Source organism: Crenothrix polyspora, from assembly GCF_900163755.1.
Lineage (GTDB): Bacteria > Pseudomonadota > Gammaproteobacteria > Methylococcales > Methylomonadaceae > Crenothrix > Crenothrix polyspora.
On record NZ_FUKI01000049.1, the window covers coordinates 1 to 20185 of the forward strand.

16 protein-coding genes are annotated in these 20185 nt (G+C 43.6%); 6 read left to right on the plus strand and 10 right to left on the minus strand.

Annotated elements, in window-relative coordinates; translation table 11 throughout:
* Positions 1–79: 79 nt before the first annotated feature.
* Positions 80–4135 carry a right-handed parallel beta-helix repeat-containing protein gene (locus tag CRENPOLYSF2_RS03140; protein WP_140396778.1) on the plus strand — a complete coding sequence of 1352 codons (4056 nt, stop codon included), beginning with the start codon at positions 80–82 and terminating at the stop codon, positions 4133–4135.
* Positions 4136–4269: 134 nt separating this feature from the next.
* On the opposite strand, the gene CRENPOLYSF2_RS03145 is transcribed toward CRENPOLYSF2_RS03140, so the two are convergent.
* The 10 genes from CRENPOLYSF2_RS03145 to pcnB all read right to left on the minus strand — a co-directional run bounded on the left by CRENPOLYSF2_RS03145 (position 4270) and on the right by pcnB (position 15297).
* Positions 4270–5181, minus strand: a complete 912-nt coding sequence (locus tag CRENPOLYSF2_RS03145) for a polyphosphate polymerase domain-containing protein (RefSeq protein ID WP_087142511.1) — start codon at positions 5179–5181, stop codon at positions 4270–4272.
* Positions 5182–5193: 12 nt separating this feature from the next.
* Positions 5194–6498 (minus strand): TolC family protein, encoded by a 1305-nt coding sequence (locus CRENPOLYSF2_RS03150; RefSeq protein ID WP_087142512.1) that lies wholly within the window; start codon positions 6496–6498, stop codon positions 5194–5196.
* Positions 6499–6500: 2 nt separating this feature from the next.
* Positions 6501–8462 carry an HlyD family secretion protein gene (locus CRENPOLYSF2_RS03155; RefSeq protein ID WP_087142513.1) on the minus strand — a complete coding sequence of 654 codons (1962 nt, stop codon included), beginning with the start codon at positions 8460–8462 and terminating at the stop codon, positions 6501–6503.
* A gap of 10 nt (positions 8463–8472) precedes the next feature.
* A complete protein-coding gene (locus tag CRENPOLYSF2_RS03160) occupies positions 8473–9159 on the minus strand; it encodes a DUF4956 domain-containing protein (protein ID WP_087142514.1) in 687 nt (228 codons plus the stop codon).
* Between the two features lie 1130 nt (positions 9160–10289).
* Positions 10290–10868 carry an Lcl C-terminal domain-containing protein gene (locus CRENPOLYSF2_RS03165; RefSeq protein ID WP_176371015.1) on the minus strand — a complete coding sequence of 193 codons (579 nt, stop codon included), beginning with the start codon at positions 10866–10868 and terminating at the stop codon, positions 10290–10292.
* Between the two features lie 307 nt (positions 10869–11175).
* Positions 11176–11640, minus strand: coding sequence for a methylated-DNA--[protein]-cysteine S-methyltransferase (locus CRENPOLYSF2_RS03170; protein ID WP_087142516.1), 465 nt, complete (start codon positions 11638–11640; stop codon positions 11176–11178).
* Positions 11641–11684: 44 nt separating this feature from the next.
* A complete protein-coding gene (panC, locus tag CRENPOLYSF2_RS03175) occupies positions 11685–12527 on the minus strand; it encodes a pantoate--beta-alanine ligase (protein WP_087142517.1) in 843 nt (280 codons plus the stop codon).
* 5 nt (positions 12528–12532) lie between these two features.
* Positions 12533–13324, minus strand: a complete 792-nt coding sequence (gene panB / locus CRENPOLYSF2_RS03180; protein WP_217884055.1) for a 3-methyl-2-oxobutanoate hydroxymethyltransferase — start codon at positions 13322–13324, stop codon at positions 12533–12535.
* Positions 13325–13334: 10 nt separating this feature from the next.
* Positions 13335–13859 carry a 2-amino-4-hydroxy-6-hydroxymethyldihydropteridine diphosphokinase gene (gene folK, locus CRENPOLYSF2_RS03185; protein ID WP_419185539.1) on the minus strand — a complete coding sequence of 175 codons (525 nt, stop codon included), beginning with the start codon at positions 13857–13859 and terminating at the stop codon, positions 13335–13337.
* A complete protein-coding gene (gene pcnB / locus CRENPOLYSF2_RS03190) occupies positions 13849–15297 on the minus strand; it encodes a polynucleotide adenylyltransferase PcnB (RefSeq protein WP_087142519.1) in 1449 nt (482 codons plus the stop codon). The genes folK and pcnB overlap by 11 nt, the downstream gene beginning before the upstream one ends.
* A 165-nt stretch (positions 15298–15462) precedes the next feature.
* On the opposite strand from pcnB, the gene CRENPOLYSF2_RS03195 reads away from it, so the two are divergent.
* Genes CRENPOLYSF2_RS03195 through CRENPOLYSF2_RS03215 form a run of 5 tightly spaced genes read left to right on the plus strand, consistent with a single transcriptional unit; the run spans position 15463 to position 20062 of the window.
* Positions 15463–15642 (plus strand): hypothetical protein, encoded by a 180-nt coding sequence (locus tag CRENPOLYSF2_RS03195; protein WP_087142520.1) that lies wholly within the window; start codon positions 15463–15465, stop codon positions 15640–15642.
* Positions 15643–16107 carry an RDD family protein gene (locus CRENPOLYSF2_RS03200; protein ID WP_272867680.1) on the plus strand — a complete coding sequence of 155 codons (465 nt, stop codon included), beginning with the start codon at positions 15643–15645 and terminating at the stop codon, positions 16105–16107. It abuts the gene before it with no gap.
* 46 nt (positions 16108–16153) lie between these two features.
* Positions 16154–18193 (plus strand): oligopeptidase A, encoded by a 2040-nt coding sequence (gene prlC / locus CRENPOLYSF2_RS03205; protein WP_087142522.1) that lies wholly within the window; start codon positions 16154–16156, stop codon positions 18191–18193.
* Entirely contained in the window at positions 18190–19653 is a 1464-nt protein-coding gene (gene ubiD / locus CRENPOLYSF2_RS03210; RefSeq protein ID WP_087142523.1) for a 4-hydroxy-3-polyprenylbenzoate decarboxylase, read from the plus strand. Before prlC ends, ubiD begins: the two co-directional genes overlap by 4 nt.
* A gap of 46 nt (positions 19654–19699) precedes the next feature.
* Positions 19700–20062, plus strand: coding sequence for a DUF3147 family protein (locus CRENPOLYSF2_RS03215; protein WP_087142524.1), 363 nt, complete (start codon positions 19700–19702; stop codon positions 20060–20062).
* The last annotated feature ends 123 nt before the right edge of the window (positions 20063–20185 follow it).

Consider the following 20185-nt stretch of genomic DNA (forward strand, 5'->3'; position numbering starts at 1 on the left):
TTACGTGAAACTTGTTTATGGGGGCTGTTATTCGACATTTAAAGAGTGACTGAGTACTAGTGCTACGGTAGCGCCCCCTGTGCCTATTTTAGGTATGACCGCCGATTCAGTAGGCAGTGTTTTTTTTGATGCTGGCGGTACATTTTATGTCTATAACGATACAGGTAATTTCTATCAAGTTAACTTAACAACAGGACAGGCAACCTATGTTAATAAATCAAGCGGTACATCCTCTAGTGACGGCGCAAGTTGTGCCTTCACAGCATCGAAAATAGATGTGGTAAAAAGTGCAGGCGCAGTAAAAAGCATTGATGCCACAACGTTTGATGTGTCTTACACGCTTAAATTGGTTAATAAAGACAGTGTTAGTGCGCCTTATGTACAGGTGGTAGACAGTCTTGCTAATACCTTTGTTGCAGGGCCGCCGACCAGTATTGCAATACAGACTGGGCCAACGGCAACAGCAGGCTGCACCGCCAATAATAGCGGTGCTAATAAATTTGATGGCATCAACAAGCTTGCCTTGCTGGCGGGTACCGATACATTGGCCAGTGGTGCCAGTTGTACGATCAGTTTTACCGCCAGAATCAGCTATCCAAATGCGGCCTCTGTTCCTGCTGTGGCACAAAATAATTCTGCCTACGCCAGTGCCATTACCAGTACCGGAACAACACCCAACCCTGGGCACAGTTTTTTAAATGGCGTGCTGATTCAGCCCCCCAATGTATTGAGCGTTGATACCTCAACCAATGGTTCAACAGTCCCTGCCTCACCGGGTGCAGATAAAGCCAGTGTCACTCCGGTTATATTATCGGGAACGAGTATTTCAGGCACAGTGTTTGAAGATGTTAACTACGGGGGTGGTAGCGGGCGATCATTGGCAACAGCCAGTGGTATCGGTTTAAATAATGTGCAGGTAGAACTGTACGATAGCACCGGCGCTTACCTTACCAGTACATTTACCGATGCAACAGGAAAGTATGTGCTTTTCGGCGTTACTGCGGGTAATACCCATTATGTGCGCGTGGTTAATAATACCGTGCCGTCGTCAAGACCAGGAAATACGCCTGGATTAATACCCGTACAAACCTATCGTACCGATGATATTACCGGCACTATTACCGATGTGCTGGATAGGGTGGGTGGGGAAGATCCCACAAAAATAGATGCCGATAATGCAGGTTCTGGCGATACCATCAGTACGGCGACAGCGACGTTTGGACGCTACACCGCTGGTGCATTAATAAATGGCCAAGCGCAAAGTATTAGTGCGGTTAAAGTGGTTGGCGGCTCTGTTACCGGTATCGATTTTGGCTACAATTTTGATAGCATCGTTAATAAAAATGACACAGGCCAAGGCTCGCTGCGCCAATTTATTACTAACAGCAATGCTTTAACTAATGCAGGGTTGGTACAAGTTGGCCAAGCGGCGGGCAAAGAAGTTTCGTTGTTTATGATTTCTGATGGCGTGGCTCATCCAGGACTTCGTGCCGGATTAAGCAATCAGTTACCCAGTGGCGTTGCTATTATCAGCGCAATTACCGCGCTGCCTGCCAGCACCGACAGCAACACTACGATTGATGGCACAACACAAACCACACTGATCGGCGATACTAACAGTGCTGTGCTGGGTAAAGGTGGTACGGTGGGGGTGGATGCGTTAAGTCTTGCTACCGTCGATGGCCCTGAAATACAGCTAACCCCCAGTGTGAGTGATAGTATTATTTATGGTCTTGATCTGCAAGGCAGCAGTAACACCGTGCGAGGACTGTCTATTGTAGGTTTCGGTAAAAATTTAATTGCTAATCCCAGTGTATTTTCGGGCAATATTCATGTGTCGGGTAGCGATGTATTGATAGAAAAAAACCTGCTGGGCGCAAGTGCAAAAGCGTTCACAGCACCGGCCAGTGGCTATACATTAGGCAGCGGCATTATTGTGGAAAATACCAGTGCTGGCACAATACAAAATAACCTTATCGGCTTTAATGACGGCACGGGGGTTGTGTTACGTAAAGCCAGTAGTTTTACAGTCAGTAATAACGAAATTAACCGCAACGATTTCCATGATTTTGGCAGTATGGACGGTATTTCCACCATCAGTGACGGGGGCAATCACACTATTACGGGTAATTTAATTAGTGATAACGGTGCGTCTGGTATTGATAACAGTCGTCAGAATAATATTGTCATTAGCAATAACACGATTAAGAACAATGGCTTTTCAAAAGGCAAAGGCATGAGCGGGGCAGAGTTTATAGAAACGCCCGGTATACGTTTGGGCGGTAGCTTGGCGAAGGTGACGCGTAATGAGATTTTTTCTAATTATGGTGCAGGTATATTGGTTCGGGTTTCTTCTGTCACTAATGAGGATTTTAATCCTAAACAAAATACTTTTAGCCAGAATTCTATTTATGATAACGGTAACAGTGGGCAAAACAGCATCAGAAATGTGAGTGGTAAAACAATCACCGCGCAAATTGGTATTGATCTTGAAATCGCTGCGCAAAATACTAATCAAGGTACTAGTCCTTTTATTACTCCCAATAATGGCACTCTAGATAATTCATTACCTAATGACAATATGGATTACCCCGTTATTGTTAACGCTAATAAATTGGGTCAAATTCTGATGGTCAGTGGTTATATTGGTGACAGTGAGCCAGTTGCTAGTTTTGGTGGGGCAATTATTGAGTTCTTTATTGGCGATAATGCCGATAGTGCGCAACCTGATTTCCAATTGGTTGCCAGTAGAAATGATAAGAGCCGACATTATGAAGGTAAAACCTATCTTGGCAGTTGTTTTGCAGACGGTAATGGCAGTTTCAGTTGTTCGCTAAACAATCCATCGATAGAAATGCTTAATGTGGCTAATTTAACAGCGACTGCAACCAGTGTTAATGGCTCTACCTCAGAATTTGGTGGCTTACTGCCGGACACTACATTCGATACGGTATCGGGTACTGTATTTTTAGATACCGGCAAAGGCAATGCCGATACTTTTGCTAATAATGGCGTTTTAAACAGTGGCGAGCAGGGTATTGCTGATGCTCAGATGACACTGACTGATTGTACTACGCACACTATTTTGGGTAAAACCACAACTGACAGTAAAGGTTTTTACAGTATTAATATACCCTCCAGCACTGTGAATGGTGTACAGTTATGCTTACAAGAAACTAATGCAAGCAGTCCTGGAACCTATCTTTCTACAGGGGCAAGCCAAACCAATACCGCATTGACCAGTGTTGCAGGTGCTGTAGGTATTGCGTATGTTCGTAGTACCGACATGATGCAATTTAAATATCAAAAAGCCAACTCTTACAGTACGCTTAATTTTGGCGATGTGCCGCCTAATCAGTTTCTTACCGACGGTGTAAAAAGTAGTGCGCCAGGCAATACCATCACTTATTCGCATAGTTTTATTGCCGGCACACTGGGTGCGGTTACTTTCAGCTTGCCACCTGCAACGGCCAGCCCTGTTATACTGGGTTGGAGTGAGACACTGTATACCGATACCAATTGTAATGGTACGTTAGATAGCAATGAAGTGCTAACGCTGACAACAGCTATTAAGGTATTGGAAGGTGAAAAAATTTGTTTGATTGTTAAAGAATTTATTCCTGCCAATGCGGCATCAGGGGTGAGTAACTTAGCCCCTGTGAAAGCCAGCTTTGTTTACACCAACGCCGCGCCAGCTTTGACCACTGTGTATAATCGCCACGATTTAACCACGGTGTCTGATGCAGCGCTTGAATTGAAAAAAAGAGTACGTAATGTGAGCGTCGATGAGGCTGATCCGGCTAATGCCGTTATTAATTGGCAAGTGAGTAATACCGCCAAGTCAGGTGAAGTTTTGGAATACCAAATCCAATATACCAATAATGGCGCAACGCCGGTTAAGACCCTGGTTATTAAAGATATTACACCCACGTATACTACGTTTATTTCTGCCTTAGCCGATGTTTTACCCAATGCGCTGACGGACTGTACCAAAATTACCCCTGCTTCTGTTGCGCCTGTTCCATGCGCCAAACCCGATACAGCGGGCGGCACTGGTGATATAGAATGGCGGTTTACAGGCGCATTAGCACCTGGTGCAACTGGGCTTGTTACTTTTAGGGTAACGCTTGAGTAGGTTGGTAGCCGTTAAGTTCAAAATAATTGTCTGTATGGGAAAACAATAGCCACAACAGAATAAACGCTTTGATGCGCAAGGGTGGGCAGAAAAGCGTTGCCTACCCTACATTTTGAAGCAGATACTGAGAGACTTTAATCATCCAACGCCGCAAAACACGTTTCACGATCAAACGGCATAAACCAATCGCCGTTATCAAAATGCGATACCAGTGTCGCGCTGGCGTATTTGGAAAAACCGCTGTGCTGTAGCTCAAAACGGCGTATCAGGTCTAACATCCAATACGGCACTTCACCAACCATACATTTTAATTCTAATACCACACTGGCATCACCACTTTTGGTATTGGTGGCGTAAATGGTTTCATTATCATAATGCGTCATACCGTAAGTATTGTCCAAAATGAAGTCACTTTGAGGACGGTATTTCATATGCACATCCATCGTCACTCGTGAGTATTCATCAATAGTGGAAAAAAATGCACGCCTAAGATACGTGGTGAGTATTTTGGGTTCAATTGCGTAGGTAGTTGCCAAGCGTAAGAACAACTCTTTGTTCTTTTTTTCACCCGCACTATCTGAGTCAGGTGGCCTAAAAGCCGGATCTGTCAAAATGTGCGGCCATTGATGATCTTTTGCCGTTGCACGGTATTTGGTCACTACCCCTGATAAGCCGGTGCGGTGTTTAACCTCTAAAAAATACGGACCTTTTTTACCGTCACCGTAAAAACGGATACGCATGTTAAAGCGTATTTCTTTACCGCCAATGCGTTGCTGTAAAAACTCATAGCCGGGCGAATCAAAATACAAACTGCCAACCTGATAAAAATAGTCATCCGCTTCGGCCTTAACCGAATACTCATCAAATCGGCAATAACCAAGGCCTTCAGATTTGGTATTGGCTATAGTAGTCAATTTATTATTGTCATCCAGCGTCATGCCCTCATTGAGTAAATATTGGGTAATCGGCTCAACATAAGACCAAGGTATTTTGTATTTTAATTCGTAACGCTCTAATACCGGAGGCAGTTGGATGGTTTTTGACATCGAAGTCGTGTTTTAGTGTGTTGTATGAGGCGTTAAGTTTTTTGCTGTTGGATGCAATTCCAGAAGCTCAGTGTGTAACCAATTACGTAAGGGTGGCGTTATTAACTGACCAGCAATGGTTAGATAACTCAAGTAAAGCGTAAGCGCTTCTTGATTTATATCTAACAGTTCCTTGAGTTTTTTAACATGCTCAATATGCAAAGCCAGTGCTAATTGCGGATTGAGTTTGGCGTAATTTTTTTGTGACCGTGCGGTGATTTTATCAATGTGTGTTTGAGTTACTTGCCATTCGTCTAACAGCCATTTCATTTTGGCACGTTTTTCATCCAATCCTTGTGTTACGGTATAAACACTGTCATGGAGTTTAAAACGCGCATCATACATATCATGGCGTGTTTCGGTGGTTTGAAAATTTTCTGCACCCAAAGGAATGTTGACACCGACCATAAAACCTAATTTAAGCTCTTTTTTCGGGTCGTTAGTATCGTCTATTTGAAACCGAAGTAAATTAATTCCCACTTGTTGCGTGGATTTTTTGTGTTGATTTTCGGCTTTGGCCTGTTCTAAGTCTAAACGGGATTTGATGACATCGGGTGCGTGTTGCGGCTCTATAGCGCGTGCCATAATTTTTTGCATGGTTGGCACATCAATAAGCCAATCCCATTGGGTGTTGGATTTTTCCAAACTTTCAAGGCTATCTTTCGGCAGATTTAATTTATGTTGTAAATCATTTAAACGGTCTAAGTTTAACGCCAGTAAATCTTTGGTTTGTTCAAAAGCAATTTCGACATCCAGTAGATTTTCTTCGTTAAAGTCGGTGCTGTTAACCAAATTACGATTAAGCTGTACCTGTTTGTTTAATAAATTATCTGATTCGAGTAGAAAGCGGGTTTGATTTTGTTGGCTAATCAGCTCTAACACCAATGTATAACGGCGGCTTAATTCGCTATTGAGGGCTTCGTTGTATTGCACATCTTCTTGCTTAGCACGCAGTTGCAAAATTTTTTGCTCGGCATCGCGTTGCCCCCATGCTTTGGGTTTTATTCTAAGACCATAGCTTTGGGAGTTAATATCTTCAATACCTTTGCTTAAGGTGGGATCTCGACCCTCATCAGCGGCATTGATTCTAATTTGCGCCTCTTCAATCCATGAGCTTACCCCGTTTAATTCGGGAATTCGTTTTCGTTCTGCATTGACATCATTAAGATCAGCTTGTCCGGCAAGTAAGAAGTTATTAACGTTGGGTAATAAGTTTGCAAAACTCAGCGTTGGAGCCGTCACCAATACCAGTGGAATCAAGAGCGTCCTAAATTTCATGATTACTTTATTGTGCCTACGTCCGGTATTTTAATGGTTTGATATTTTGAGGTCTGACCTTTGCCTTCATCAAAAACAATAACAACAGCGCCTAAATCGGGGCGATAAGTGACACCTTCGGCATTTATGCCAGCAAACTGGTGCAGATTTGTAAGTGCCTTGTCTTTGAGCGAATAACGCCATAAATGGCTATTTTTAGACGACGAACGCGACACGCTGAGTAATATTAATTGGTCATCCAGTAATAACATATCAGATAACTGGGTGGGCTCACCGGTATCGGGGTCGGTTAATGCAATGATTTGCCAAATATCAGCGGTGGTTTTGTTGCCGGCAAAAACAGCCTCCAGATTGTTTATTTTAATGATGACAGCAGCGGTACTGTTTATAAAAGGCGCTTTAAAGCCAATATACAGCGCATTGTCTTTAACAAAATGTGATTCTATATCAATACTGTGGTCGGATATAGCCTGGGTTAAAAACGTGGCAACCTGGGAGGTTGGCTGCGTTTTTATTAAGCTGCTTAGAGTATCAAATAAATCAATTTCTTGTTGCGTGGTGCTGGTGTGCTGTTGATATTTAAAGCGTAATAATTTCCTACGTTTGGCTTTTAGTTCGTTTTTTTTGTTATAAGACAATGAGCTACTGACATAAATATAATCGCCATCCGCACTGATGCTTTCCAGATCGTCAATTGACGTATCTTCTTGCAAGATTAATCTTTCGGTAATGGCGGTGTCTTTGTCTAAAATAAAAATGCCTGGTTTGTTATTATCTTGTTCATCACTGAGTAATAAATAATGATTTTCTTTGGCATTCCAAAGTAAGGCCGACGCTTCTATATTGTTCATTATATCGGGGGTTGCCATCTGTGATTTATGCAATAATTCAGGCTTTTTTAAATTGTTAATCAATGCCTGAGCGGACTTAATAATATTCGGCCATTTAAAAGGTGTTTTTGGGGTAAGGGTAATATCTACTTTTTCGCCAAACAGCAAGGGGTTTTTATTGGGTAATCGTACCACGACTTCGCGGCCCCACGTGCTAACTTGTGGATCTTTTTTAAGGCGCTCAGGGTAATCAACAATACGGTTACCTAAACTTTCAACAATACCCTCTAAGGGGGGGGCGTTATGATCAAGACCAATGGATTTGACCCAAACCGTTTGACCTATTTTAACTTCATTAAGAATATTTTCGTGAATATAGCCTTTAACATTACGCGGTATGGCGCTATGCACGGTCATGATCGGCTGATAAGCGGCAACCAGATCGCCGGATTTAAAATGTACACTACCAATACGGCCATTAAATTGTGCAGTGACTCTCAAGCTTTGATTTTGCCTGTGTAATTCGGCTTTATTGCCTTTTAGTTCGGCAATTTGTGCATCGACAGGTCTGCTGGTCGCGTTTAATTGCGCGGTTAAATTATTAATTTCAGCTTGAATTGATTGTATGGCATAACGGCGCTTTTTTTCTAAGTCTTTAATTTCAGCATCTTCAGGCACAACTTGTGAAAGGTCAATTGCTATGTCTGAAATATCTGCTAAGGTAATACGCTTTTGCAAATTAAGTTGTTTACGGGTTTCAAGGGCATGGATTTGCTGATCAATATCCGCTGAGGTGGATTGTTTATTGGCAGTTAAGCTTTCTATTTTACTGGTGATGGTGGCTTGCGTTTCTTGTTTGTCTAACTCAAGTTTCCTGATTTGTGCATCCAGCGTACTCTGGCTTGAGGCTAAATCATTGCGTCTTACCTCAAGTATAGGCATGCCTTGTAGCGTATCTTCACCTTCTACTGCCAGCGTTTGTATGATTTCAACTGGGTATTCGAAGTTGATATTTTGCTCTCGATTGTCCGCGAGGCCGAAAAAATGTTCTGACTTAAGGCTGAATGAATCGGCCAGTGTAAACATGCCAATTAACGCGATAATCCAAAAAATAGGCAATAGTGATTTTTTCATATCGACTTCCTTATAAGTCAACGGTTGCTTCTTGCATCATTAAACTCAGGCCTTCAAGTCCTGAAATGGCTTTGAGTTCTATCATAAAGTCTTCGTAGTTCATTTTTTTACGTAATTTAATATGGTAGGCATAATCCAGACGTTTACCTTGAGACACTTCTCGTAGCGTTACTAATGCAAAAACGCGGCAATATTTATCCAATAAAAATTCTAATTGTTTTTTACTTTCAGCCTCAAGCGGTAAATTGAATCTGAGCATACCGTCAAAATAACTGTTGGGGCCTAACGGCGAGTAATACAGGATGATACTGGCAATAGAAAACCCCAGCGTTCCAACAATAGCAACCGGAAAAGCATAAGCGCCACAAGAAATCCCTTCTGCTAACGCAGCAAACATAAATAAGGTATCTCGTGGATCTTTAAAGTTGGTTCTAAAACGAATAATCGACATGGCTGCCATAATACCGATACCACGCGACATGCTATCGCCCACCGACTGTATGACAACTGCCGCAATAATTGAAATAAGTACAATGGATTGTATGTAGTTGCGTGAGTACGACAGACCCCGAAAGGTTTTTTGATAAACGTACGCGAGCAGTGTTGACAGTACAAATGCCAATAAAATAGTGAATATTAACGTCCAAACGCTGGCATTTTCAGCTGCACTGTGTACGGTTATTACGGAGTCAAACATGGTTTTCCCTAACGAGAGTGGAAATAATCGGTAATTTTATCGGCTACCAACTAGTACTTAGTTATTTTTACTTTGTCGAGTACTGTAAAATACTCCGTTCGTCCTGAGCTTGTCGAAGGACGTGTGGCTCAGGTTCGACAAGCTCACCACGAAGGGTTTTTTAAAATTCACACTTGCCAAAATAAAATTGACTGATTACTAGTAGCGTATGGTTGCCAGTTTGGCCGATTTTCGCATTTTTAGTATGATCAAGTGCGCGTAACAGGCTTGTCAAACAACAGCGCCCAATTTACATACATATAACTCAAATAAAAAACACTAGCGGCGCAAGCCAGTTAAAAAGTTACGCTTATGTTTTTAAATTTTGACCTAATGGCGAGAATGAGACGCTATGAAGGCTTAAGCTTACCGATTGTCTTAATATTTAGGCGACTAGCACTTTGTGTATTTAAAGTTAAAATCCACCGCTGGCCGTAAAAATATTTATGCTGCTATAAGCACCGAGTAACAATAGGTTTTTTGTCATGGTATTGTAATATTCTATATTTAAAGTGCAAGCTAATTTTTTTGAAAAATGCTAATAATAATTTACAGATATTTCGTTTGTATATTATTTATCAATACAATAGGCTGCGATATGTTTTGTTTTTAGGGGTTTTTGTGTAAAAAAATAGACATCATGCGGGGTGGGGTAAAGAAAGCTAAAAGCTTAACGTATTTTCCAGTTAATTGGTTTTATTTTCTGACATTTTGTCAGTAAATTCTTACATTATTAAGATTTAACACTAACTAAAATGCTTGTTCGCTTTTTTTTAAAATGCAAGAAATAGGTAGATAAGTTTTAAATTAAGCCACATTAAAGTAACGTTATCGGCTGCGTTGGCGGTAGAAAACACAGGGCTATGATTATTTTTAAAGCGGAAGTGCTTTGTGACCATTTTAATTTTAAATACCACAAGATAAACCTGTCAGATTTTTGAAGCCTGACAGGTTGAGCTTGTGCGTAATTTTAATCATTACACTAATTAAAAACGTTGTTGTTCGTTCTTATTTAGATGGCTAGCCTATATTTAGCGAGTATTGATGGTGTTTGGTTTGTTAGGTGAAGGCGGATAAGGGCGGGTAGGGTATTATTTTCCGGTACGTACTAAGCGCAGGTGGCCGCTGTCATCCCTGTGGCTGGTGATGTCCAAGCCGTTATTAAAATTGACAATCCAGGCGTAATGACCAAAATAGGTAAATGGAAATGCACCAAACCAGTCTTCCATTGGCAGCGATGATGACCAAAACCAGCTATCAGGTGTCTGAGGAAATGCGGTTTGCGAGATAGTGGGTGAGGCGTAGTCGCCACCACACTGGTTATGCCATTTATCAAGCCTGTTGACTTGTCCGCTGCTGCAATTTACCAAGGATTTTAACTCGTTATGGCTGGGTACACGCCAATCTTTATAGCCCGCGAAGCTGAAGTGCGTTGGTGTTTGCATCACTTTCTCCCAAGTATACCGATTTGCCTCGCCTTGACAGCGCGAACCATCCCATTTTTGCCCTACGCTACAGCGCATCCACATCAGCCCTGCTTTAACATCTTTAACTAAACCGTCTTTTACCTGATAACGGTCTATTGGCTGCCAGTTATCCGCACAGATAACAGGTGCGATTAACAATAAAGACGTACTTAACAAAGCTATTTTCCATACGTTAGTTTTCATGGTACACATTCCTGAATTAAATTTACAAACTTTGGTAGTTGTAGGGTAGTTCGTTACCTTAACTTAGAAGATAAATACCATTCCCTGCATTTTATGAATTATAACGCAGTTTCAGTATAGCCTATCTGTATGGCTTTGTTATGCGTGATGCGTTAGAGTGTTTTCTAGGGATTGCACTTAATAATCAGGGTACTAGTGGATAAATGGTTAAATACACTTAAGTGTCTTTTCTAGCGCATCCAAAGACTAACACCACCGCTATTGTTTATATTTCAAGCCTTTTGCAGCAACGTGTTGCTATGCTATGCTATGCGCTGTGCTGTTCTATCGCTAACAACTGTGCTTTCATCGCTAAGCCACCTCGGTAACCAACCAATTTACCGTTTGATCCGATTACACGATGACACGGAATAAAAATGGGGATGGGATTTTTATTATTCGCCTGGCCAACTGCTCGCACGGCTTTAACATTTCCCGCTGCAATCGCTAAATCTTTATAACTAAACGTTTCACCGTACGGGATGATAGACAATAATTGCCAAATTTTTTTCTGGAAAACAGTGCCAGCTGGCGCAAGCGGTAAAGAGAATATTTTGAGTGTGCCAGCAAAATAGGCATTAAGCTGCAAAATAGCTTCTTGTGTTAAGGCGGTTGGCTTAGTATTTATCAGTTCTGGCCGTGGCTCGTTATTAAAAACGACAGCGATGATCGCGTTATTTTCTTCTTCAATACCTATGCAACCCAATGGCGTTTGACAAAAATACAGTGCCATACTGATAGCTCTCTTGTAAAGTACGCCTATTGTTCATCAATGGCTTATTTTGAAAAAACGATATTATCAATCAATCGGGCGTTACCGAGTTTTGCCGCTGCTAAAATAACCAATCTTCGGTCATCGGCTGTTGCTCTTTTTAAGTCGCTGCTGCGACAAATATTAAAATATTCAGGGTGAAAACCGGATTTATGCAAAAAAAACACCGAATCCACTTCAATTTCTTTTAAAGCTTGATTACCTACTAATATTGCTGTGCGTGCTCTACACAGTACTTGATACAATTTGGCGGCGGTTATCCGTTCAGCGTCAGTTAAGTAATTGTTGCGAGAACTCATCGCTAAGCCGTTGTCTTCACGCGTGGTTTCTACACCGACGATATCGACGGGTATATTTAAGTCCATCACCATTGTGCGAATAATCATCAGTTGCTGAAAATCTTTAACACCAAACACAGCAACATCGGGTTGAACCATATTAAACAGCTTACAGACAACCGTGGCAACGCCTGAAAAATGACCAGGACGGGATGCGCCGCAATATAAATTAGATAAACCCTCAACAACTATGGTGGTCATTGCACCTGACGCATAAATATCCGCCACCGAAGGTAAAAACACGAGATCGGTCTGTACAGCGGCTAGTTTTTGTTGATCGGTGTCTTCTGTTCTTGGGTAGCTGCCAAAATCCTCCATGACACCAAATTGCAGGGGATTAACAAAAATACTAACGACCACACGATCGGCATGATTTTTAGCGGCCTCAACCAAATTTAAATGCCCCAAATGTAAATTGCCCATTGTCGGTACAAAGGCAATACTTTCACCTGCTATCCGCCATTCTTTAATGACGGCATGCAGCTGTGCAACGGTAGTAACTGTTTCCATGTTTATTAAAAGCTATGTTCGGGTGTTGGAAAGTGACCGCATTTAACAGCCTGTTGATAGGCAGCAATCGCCGCTTCAATGGAAGTCACATTATTCATGAAATTTTTAGAAAATCGTGGTCGTTTAGCGATGCCAATATTGAGCATGTCATACAATACCAAAACTTGACCGTCACAGTCTAGCCCCGCGCCGATACCAATTACGGGAATATTAAGCTGCGTACTGATTTGCTTAGCTAAAACAGCCGGTACACATTCCAAAACTAATAATGTCGCCCCCGCGTGTTGCAGGGCTAAGGCATCGGTAACTATTTTATCAGCATCGATTTGCGTTTTGCCTTGCACTGCATAACGCCCCAACTGGTTAATCGATTGTGGTAATAAACCTAAATGCCCACATACCGGAATGCCTTGATCCACTAAAAAACTGACACAATCGTATTTTGCACCTTCCAGTTTAACCATGTGTGCGCCACCTTGCTGCATGAGTTTGGCGGCATTTTTAGCGGCTGCCTTAGGTGTGGCATAGCTCATAAACGGTAAGTCAGCCATAACAAATGCGCGTTGTCTGGCATGGCTCACGCAGCGGGTGTGGTAGACCATGTCGGCAATAGAAACCGGTACGGTTGTACGTTGGCCTTGAATAACCATACCCAAGGAATCGCCTACCAAGATCACATCAATACCGACTTTATCGAGTAAGCTACTAAAGCTGGCATCGTAAGCGGTTAAACAAGTGATTTTCTCGCCACGCTGTTTCATGTCGGCGAGATCATTAATGGCTAAAGCTTTACTAATAGGTTGCACGTTATAAATCCAAGCGTTTTAAACCGTCTAGCGGACAGCGTGACCGTAAATCTTTAAGATCGCCTTTACCGGGTATATGCAGTTGTGGGGCAATGTCGTATAAAGGATATAACACAAATGCGCGTTGTGTAAGACCTATATGCGGGATGATTAATTCCGGTAAAACAATATATTGGTCACCGTACAGCAGGATATCTAAATCCAGGGTTCTTGCGCCCCAACGTTCAGCGCGTGCTCGACCTTGTTGGTTTTCTATTGTCTGTAAGCTATGCAATAAATCCAGCGGCAATAATTGGGTAGTTATTGCCAGTACGGCATTGACATAATCTGGTTGGTCTTGTGGCCCCATAGGAGGACTGTGGTAAAAAGCTGACAATGCTTGTATCTGTACGCCGTTTATTGTTGCGATGGTTTGGTATGCGCGTGTCAGTTGATCGACAGGGTTTGCTAAATTGCTACCCATACCAATGTAGGCAATTATTGTATCGGCTGTAGGGGAGGGGGCTACGATATCATTATTCTGCACTGTCATTCCCTGAACCTTGGGCTCTAGTACGTTTACGGTTGTTGTAGCGCCGCTTGGGCTTGCTGCCAGAGGTATTTTTGGGTGGCTGGGTCATGGCGCGTTGTTCAGTTTCGTTAGCAAGATGGTATTTCGTCCACCAGTCGGCCACTTCTGGAGATGCACCGCCAGTTTCTGCACGAAGCAGTAAAAAATCATAACCGGCTCTAAAACGCGGGTGGCTTATTAAACGACTGGGTTTAGAGCCCACACGCACATCAAATTTAGCCTGAAAATTCCACACTTCGCGCATGGCCATAGTGATATGGCGTGGTAACGCGGTGCTTTTAATTTGCTTGGCAAGAATCTCATTCGCGGCATCTTGATGCGCCATATAATCATCTACGCCTTGTGCCATTAATTTTTTAGCCCGCATTTGTACAGGCTCCCACAGCAATGCGGCTAATAAGAAATACGCCGTGACTGTTTTGCCGTCGCTGATACGGCTGTCTGAATTTTGTAAAGCGCGGGTTACCAATTGCCTAGCCACATCGCCATCTTTACTGGACAAGCTTTTATCGGTACTGGGGAACAGTATTTTAAATAAGCCGTAATGGCTTAGCATTTCAAAGGTTTGCAGCGCATAACCCGACATAAACAACTTAATTGTTTCATCGTATAGTCGCGCACTGGGAATACTGGCCAATTGATCAACCACGCTGTGAATACCTTTTTGGCATTCTGCATCTAAGTTAAAACCCAGTTTAACAGCAAAGCGCACGGCTCTTAACATGCGTACAGGGTCTTCACGAAAACGTGTTTCGGGATTACCGATAAGTTTTATAGTACCGGCATTTAAATCGGCCATACCCTGCACGTAGTCAATCACGGCAAAATCTTTTAACCGATAATACAGCGCATTAACAGTAAAATCTCTGCGCCAAACGTCTTCTTCAATCGCGCCATAAATATTATCGCGTAATAACCGGCCTTCGCGGTCTAGCACTTGTAAGTCACTGGCTTGCTGGTCGCCAGCACCGCGAAACGTTGCCACTTCAATGACATCTCTACCAAAATGTACATGTGCTAAACGAAAGCGCCGGCCAATAATACGACAGTTACGAAATATACGTTTGATTTCGTCAGGATTAGCGTCGGTGGCCACATCAAAATCTTTTGGCTCTCGACCTAATAACAAATCGCGTACGCAACCACCGACCAAATAAGCTTCATGGCCTTCTTTTTGCAAGCGATACAGTACTTTCAAGGCATTTTCGCTGATTTGCGCCCTGGAAATAGTGTGTTCTGATCGGGAATAAACTCTGACCTGCTCAGCAACTGTCTCGTCAACAAGCTCAGCGTCATGCCCAGCCAATTTAATAAATTTTTTAAAAAAGTTTAGAATAACTTTAACCCTTAGTTGATTTGTTCGACATGGCGCAACACTACCATTTAACGACATTCTAGCCCAAAAGGCAGCTTTCTTTAATATTTGTTTCTAATATAGTAGAATCAGACGCTGATTTACCCGCAATCCTGACACGTAACCGCCATAAAATAAAGTCAGGTCGGCTCTTTTTTTAACCATCTACACAAAATTTATGTGTGTACTTGATAGGAAACATTCATGTTCAAAAAAATACTTGATGGCTTAATCAATCAACCCGTGCTTACCAGCTTGTTTTTAACCGATTTTTTCGTACTGGTCTTCCATAGACCGCCGTTCATTTTTTCATTGGTCATGATGGGGGCATTGGTAGGCATGGCGATGTATTTAGGTCAAAAACTATCACTGTTCAAAGTTTAATTGACTAAGTTAACGCCTAAGCAGTCCAAAAATTCAAGTGCAGCGCGTGCGTCTGCACCTGGATTTTGGCGGTGCATGGCGGCTATTGTGTATGATGCCTTACTGTTGCTCGCGGTTTTATTTCTGGCTACCGCGCTGTTATTGCCTTTTAATTCTGGCCAAGCCTTCACGTCCAATCAGATTTTCTTTCCGGTGTATTTATTGGCCATTAGCTTTGCTTTTTATGGCTGGTTTTGGACACACGGCGGCCAAACACTGGGCTTACGCGCCTGGAAAATAAAAATTCTCACCGTCGATCAAAAACCCCTTAGCTGGCGACACGCGCTGTTGCGTTTTTGCGCAGCACTGTTATCTTGGACAGTAGTTGGATGCGGTTTTCTGTGGCTGATGGTTGATAAAAACCAACGCAGTTGGCACGATCACTTATCCAAAACAGCGTTATTCATGAGCCCACCTGATAAATAACGTCCGCTGGACTCATCTTTTTTTTACTGTGCCTTCACTGATTCTTATGACCAATTCTTTACTACAAAACAGCACGTTACCGTTATTTTCCAAGCTTAAACCTGAACATATCGAGCCTGCGATAGATCAATTATTAGCCGATGCGCGTGCGACCGTTGAGCGTTGCTTGCAAGCCACCGATCAGTACAGCTGGGAAAATTTAATTGAACCGATTGATAACGCTGACGATGCCCTCAATAAAGCCTGGTCGCCGGTCAGCCACATTAATTCCGTACTCAACAGCGACGAGTTACGCGCCGCTTACAATGCTTGTCTGCCTAAACTCAGCCAATATTCCACTGAAATTGGCCAGAATATCGGCTTGTTTAATGCCTACCGCGCCCTGGCCGACAGCGAACAATTTAACAGCTTAACATTGGCTCAACAAAAAATTATCCACAATGCCTTACGCGATTTCACCTTATCCGGTGTTGCGCTGACTGACGATAAAAAACAACGTTATCAAGAAATTAGCCAAGAACGCACCCGTCTTGCCAGTGTGTACGAAGAAAATCTTATGGATGCCAGCAATGCCTGGACGAAATTAATACCCGATGTCGCGCAATTGGCAGGCTTGCCGGAATCCGCTTTAGCACAAGCCCAGCAATCAGCCAGCCAAGATAACCAGACCGGTTGGCTGCTCAGCCTGCAATTTCCGTCGTATTCTGCGGTGATGACTTACGCCGATAACCGAGCATTACGCCAGGAAGTCTATACCGCTTACTGTACCCGTGCGTCTGATCAAGGCCCTAACGCTAAGCAATGGGACAACACCGACATCATGGAACAAACCTTGGCCTTGCGCCATGAAAAAGCCCGGTTGCTGGGTTTTAACAATTATGCCGAGCTGTCCTTAGCCACCAAAATGGCCGATAACAGCGATGAAGTCATTGGCTTTTTAGAAGATTTGGCCACTAAATCCAAGCCGCAAGCCTTAACCGATTTAGCCGAATTACGCGCTTATGCCAAGCAACACTACGGCATGGACGATCTACAGCCTTGGGATATGGGTTATTACTCGGAAAAAATGCGCGAGCATTTATACGAGTTTTCCGAAGAACAAGTGAAAGCCTATTTTCCGATTACCCGTGTGTTACCAGGGCTGTTTGCTATCGTCAATAAGCTGTACGGCTTGCAAATAACCGAAATTAAAGACTTCGACAGCTGGCATCCTGACGTACAGTTTTTTCAGATTCACGACAAAACCGGCCAGTTACGCGGTCAGTTTTACATCGATTTATACGCCAGAGCCAAAAAGCGCGGCGGCGCGTGGATGGATGATTGTGTGAATCGTAAAAAAACCGCTGACGGCATTCAAACACCGGTTGCTTATTTAACCTGCAATTTTTCCTCGCCCACCGGCAACGATCCGGCCTTATTAACCCACGATGAAGCCATCACGCTATTCCATGAATTTGGCCACGGCTTGCACCACATGTTAACGCAAGTGGATTATCTGGGCGTATCCGGCATACACGGCGTGGAATGGGATGCGGTGGAATTGCCTAGCCAGTTTATGGAAAACTGGTGCTGGGAGCAAGAAGCCTTGGCATTAATGTCCGGCCATTACCAAACCGGCGAGCCGTTACCACAAGACTTGTTCGCTAAAATGCTGGCCGCTAAAAACTTTCAGGCCGGTATGATTATGGTCAGACAGCTGGAGTTCTCGTTGTTTGATTTCAAAATTCATCTTAATTACGATCCTGAAAAAGGTGGCCGTATTTACGAAACCCTGGAACAGGTTCGCAGTCAAGTCTCAGTAGTGAAAGCACCGGCATTCAACCGCTTTGCGCACGGCTTTGCGCATATCTTCTCCGGCGGCTACGCGGCGGGTTATTACAGCTATAAATGGGCAGAAGTGCTGTCCAGCGATGCGTTCTCGTTATTTGAAGAGCAAGGCATTTTTAATGCCGACACCGGCCATGCGTTTTTAACTAATGTGCTGGAAAAAGGCGGCAGCGCCAACGCAATGGAATTATTCGTCAATTTCCGTGGCCGCAAACCCAGTATTGACGCACTACTTCGACACAATGGCATTGCCGCATGAAATATAAAGACCTGCGCGATTTTATCGCGCAACTGGAAAAACAAGGCGAGCTAAAACGCATTACCGTGCCGGTTGATCCTTACTTGGAAATGACCGAAATTTGCGACCGCACCTTAAAAATGGCCGGTCCTGCGTTATTGTTTGAAAACCCCACCGGCTATAACATTCCAGTGCTGGGCAATTTGTTTGGTACGCCGCGCCGTGTCGCCATGGGTATGGGCGCAGAATCGGTGACCGAGCTGCGTGGTATTGGCCAATTGCTGGCGTATTTAAAAGAACCGGAACCGCCCAAAGGCATGAAAGATGCCTGGGAGAAATTTCCAATCTTCAAGCAGGTGCTGAACATGGCACCCAAACTGGTGAGTTCGCCGCCGTGTCAGGAAGTCATCCGGCAAGGCGATGAAATCGATTTGAGCGTATTCCCGATACAAACCTGTTGGCCAGAAGACGCTGCACCGCTGATTACCTGGCCGCTGGTCATCACCAAAGGCCCGAACAAAGAGCGGCAAAACTTAGGTATTTATCGGATGCAGGTGATCGGTAAAAACAAGGTCATCATGCGTTGGCTAGCACACCGTGGCGGCGCATTAGATTTTAAAGAATGGCAACAAGCCCATCCTGGCCAGCCGTTTCCGGTGGCAGTGGCCTTGGGCGCAGACCCTGCTACTATCCTTGCGGCGGTGACCCCTGTACCGGATTCGTTATCAGAATATGCGTTTGCCGGTTTATTACGCGGCAGCAAGACCGAAGTGGCCAGCTGCCTACTCAGTGATTTGCAAGTGCCTGCCAGTGCGGAAATCGTTTTTGAGGGTTTTCTCTATCCAGGCGAAACCGCCCCCGAAGGCCCGTTTGGCGACCATACCGGTTATTACAATGAGGTCGACCATTTTCCGGTATTTACCATAGAGCGCATCACCCAACGTTATGCTCCCATCTACCACAGCACTTACACCGGTCGTCCACCCGATGAACCGGCGATATTAGGCGTGGCGTTGAACGAAGTGTTTATTCCCATCTTGCAAAAGCAGTTTCCGGAAATTATTGATTTCTATTTGCCGCCAGAAGGCTGTTCATACCGCATGGCAGTCATCAGCATGAAAAAGCAGTACGCAGGGCATGCCAAACGCGTGATGCTGGGGACGTGGTCGTATTTACGGCAATTTATGTACACCAAGTTTGTCATTGTGGTGGATGACGATGTGGATGTACGTAATTGGCAGGATGTGATTTGGGCGATTACCACCCGTATGGATCCAGCCAGAGATTTAACAATATTGGAAAACACGCCGATTGATTATCTGGATTTTGCCTCCCCTGTTTCTGGCTTGGGCTCTAAGGTGGGCTTTGATGCCACCAATAAATGGCCAGGTGAGACTACGCGCGAGTGGGGGCGGACAATTGCCATGTCGCCGGCGGTGGTCAGCAAGGTGGATGCGATGTGGCAATCGTTAGGAATATAACGAAATACCGAAATAGAAAATCTGTTTATCCCCAGAGCAAAAAACCATGCTGACACCAGCCAGTTATGCGATCATCAAAGTTATTATTACCAGCGTGCTGATTGTGGCGATATCGGAATTGTCTAAACGTAGCTCAATGATAGGGGCTTTATTGGCTTCGCTGCCGATTACCTCTACTTTGGCTATGCTGTGGTTGTATGTTGATACGAAAGACACTGGCAAAGTCGCTGATTTGGCGGGTAGCGTACTGTGGTTTGCGATTCCTTCGGTGGTATTTTTTGTTTGCTTGGTCGTGTTGTTAAAAAAAGGCGCAGCGTTTTATTTAACCTTAGGATTTTCAATGGCAGTTACTGCGGGTTGTTATTATCTGATGATTGTTGTGTTGGTGCGTTATGGTATTAAATTATAGACAATTGTCCCTGGTGTTAGCATTGTGATTCAGCTTAAGCTGATGATGCCGAACGTTTTGATCAGTATGGAACAAATTGAAGCACTATCTGGATTACTAAACTCACATTTCAACTGGAACAAA

Coding starts and splice junctions, on each gene's coding strand:
- CRENPOLYSF2_RS03145 (WP_087142511.1), bottom strand. CDS start 5,181: ATGTCAAAAACCATCCAACTGCCTCCGGTATTAGAGCGTTACGAATTA.
- CRENPOLYSF2_RS03150 (WP_087142512.1), bottom strand. CDS start 6,498: ATGAAATTTAGGACGCTCTTGATTCCACTGGTATTGGTGACGGCTCCA.
- CRENPOLYSF2_RS03155 (WP_087142513.1), bottom strand. CDS start 8,462: ATGAAAAAATCACTATTGCCTATTTTTTGGATTATCGCGTTAATTGGC.
- CRENPOLYSF2_RS03160 (WP_087142514.1), bottom strand. CDS start 9,159: ATGTTTGACTCCGTAATAACCGTACACAGTGCAGCTGAAAATGCCAGC.
- CRENPOLYSF2_RS03165 (WP_176371015.1), bottom strand. CDS start 10,868: ATGAAAACTAACGTATGGAAAATAGCTTTGTTAAGTACGTCTTTATTG.
- CRENPOLYSF2_RS03170 (WP_087142516.1), bottom strand. CDS start 11,640: ATGGCACTGTATTTTTGTCAAACGCCATTGGGTTGCATAGGTATTGAA.
- panC (WP_087142517.1), bottom strand. CDS start 12,527: ATGGAAACAGTTACTACCGTTGCACAGCTGCATGCCGTCATTAAAGAA.
- pcnB (WP_087142519.1), bottom strand. CDS start 15,297: ATGTCGTTAAATGGTAGTGTTGCGCCATGTCGAACAAATCAACTAAGG.
- CRENPOLYSF2_RS03195 (WP_087142520.1), top strand. CDS start 15,463: ATGTTCAAAAAAATACTTGATGGCTTAATCAATCAACCCGTGCTTACC.
- prlC (WP_087142522.1), top strand. CDS start 16,154: ATGACCAATTCTTTACTACAAAACAGCACGTTACCGTTATTTTCCAAG.
- ubiD (WP_087142523.1), top strand. CDS start 18,190: ATGAAATATAAAGACCTGCGCGATTTTATCGCGCAACTGGAAAAACAA.
- CRENPOLYSF2_RS03215 (WP_087142524.1), top strand. CDS start 19,700: ATGCTGACACCAGCCAGTTATGCGATCATCAAAGTTATTATTACCAGC.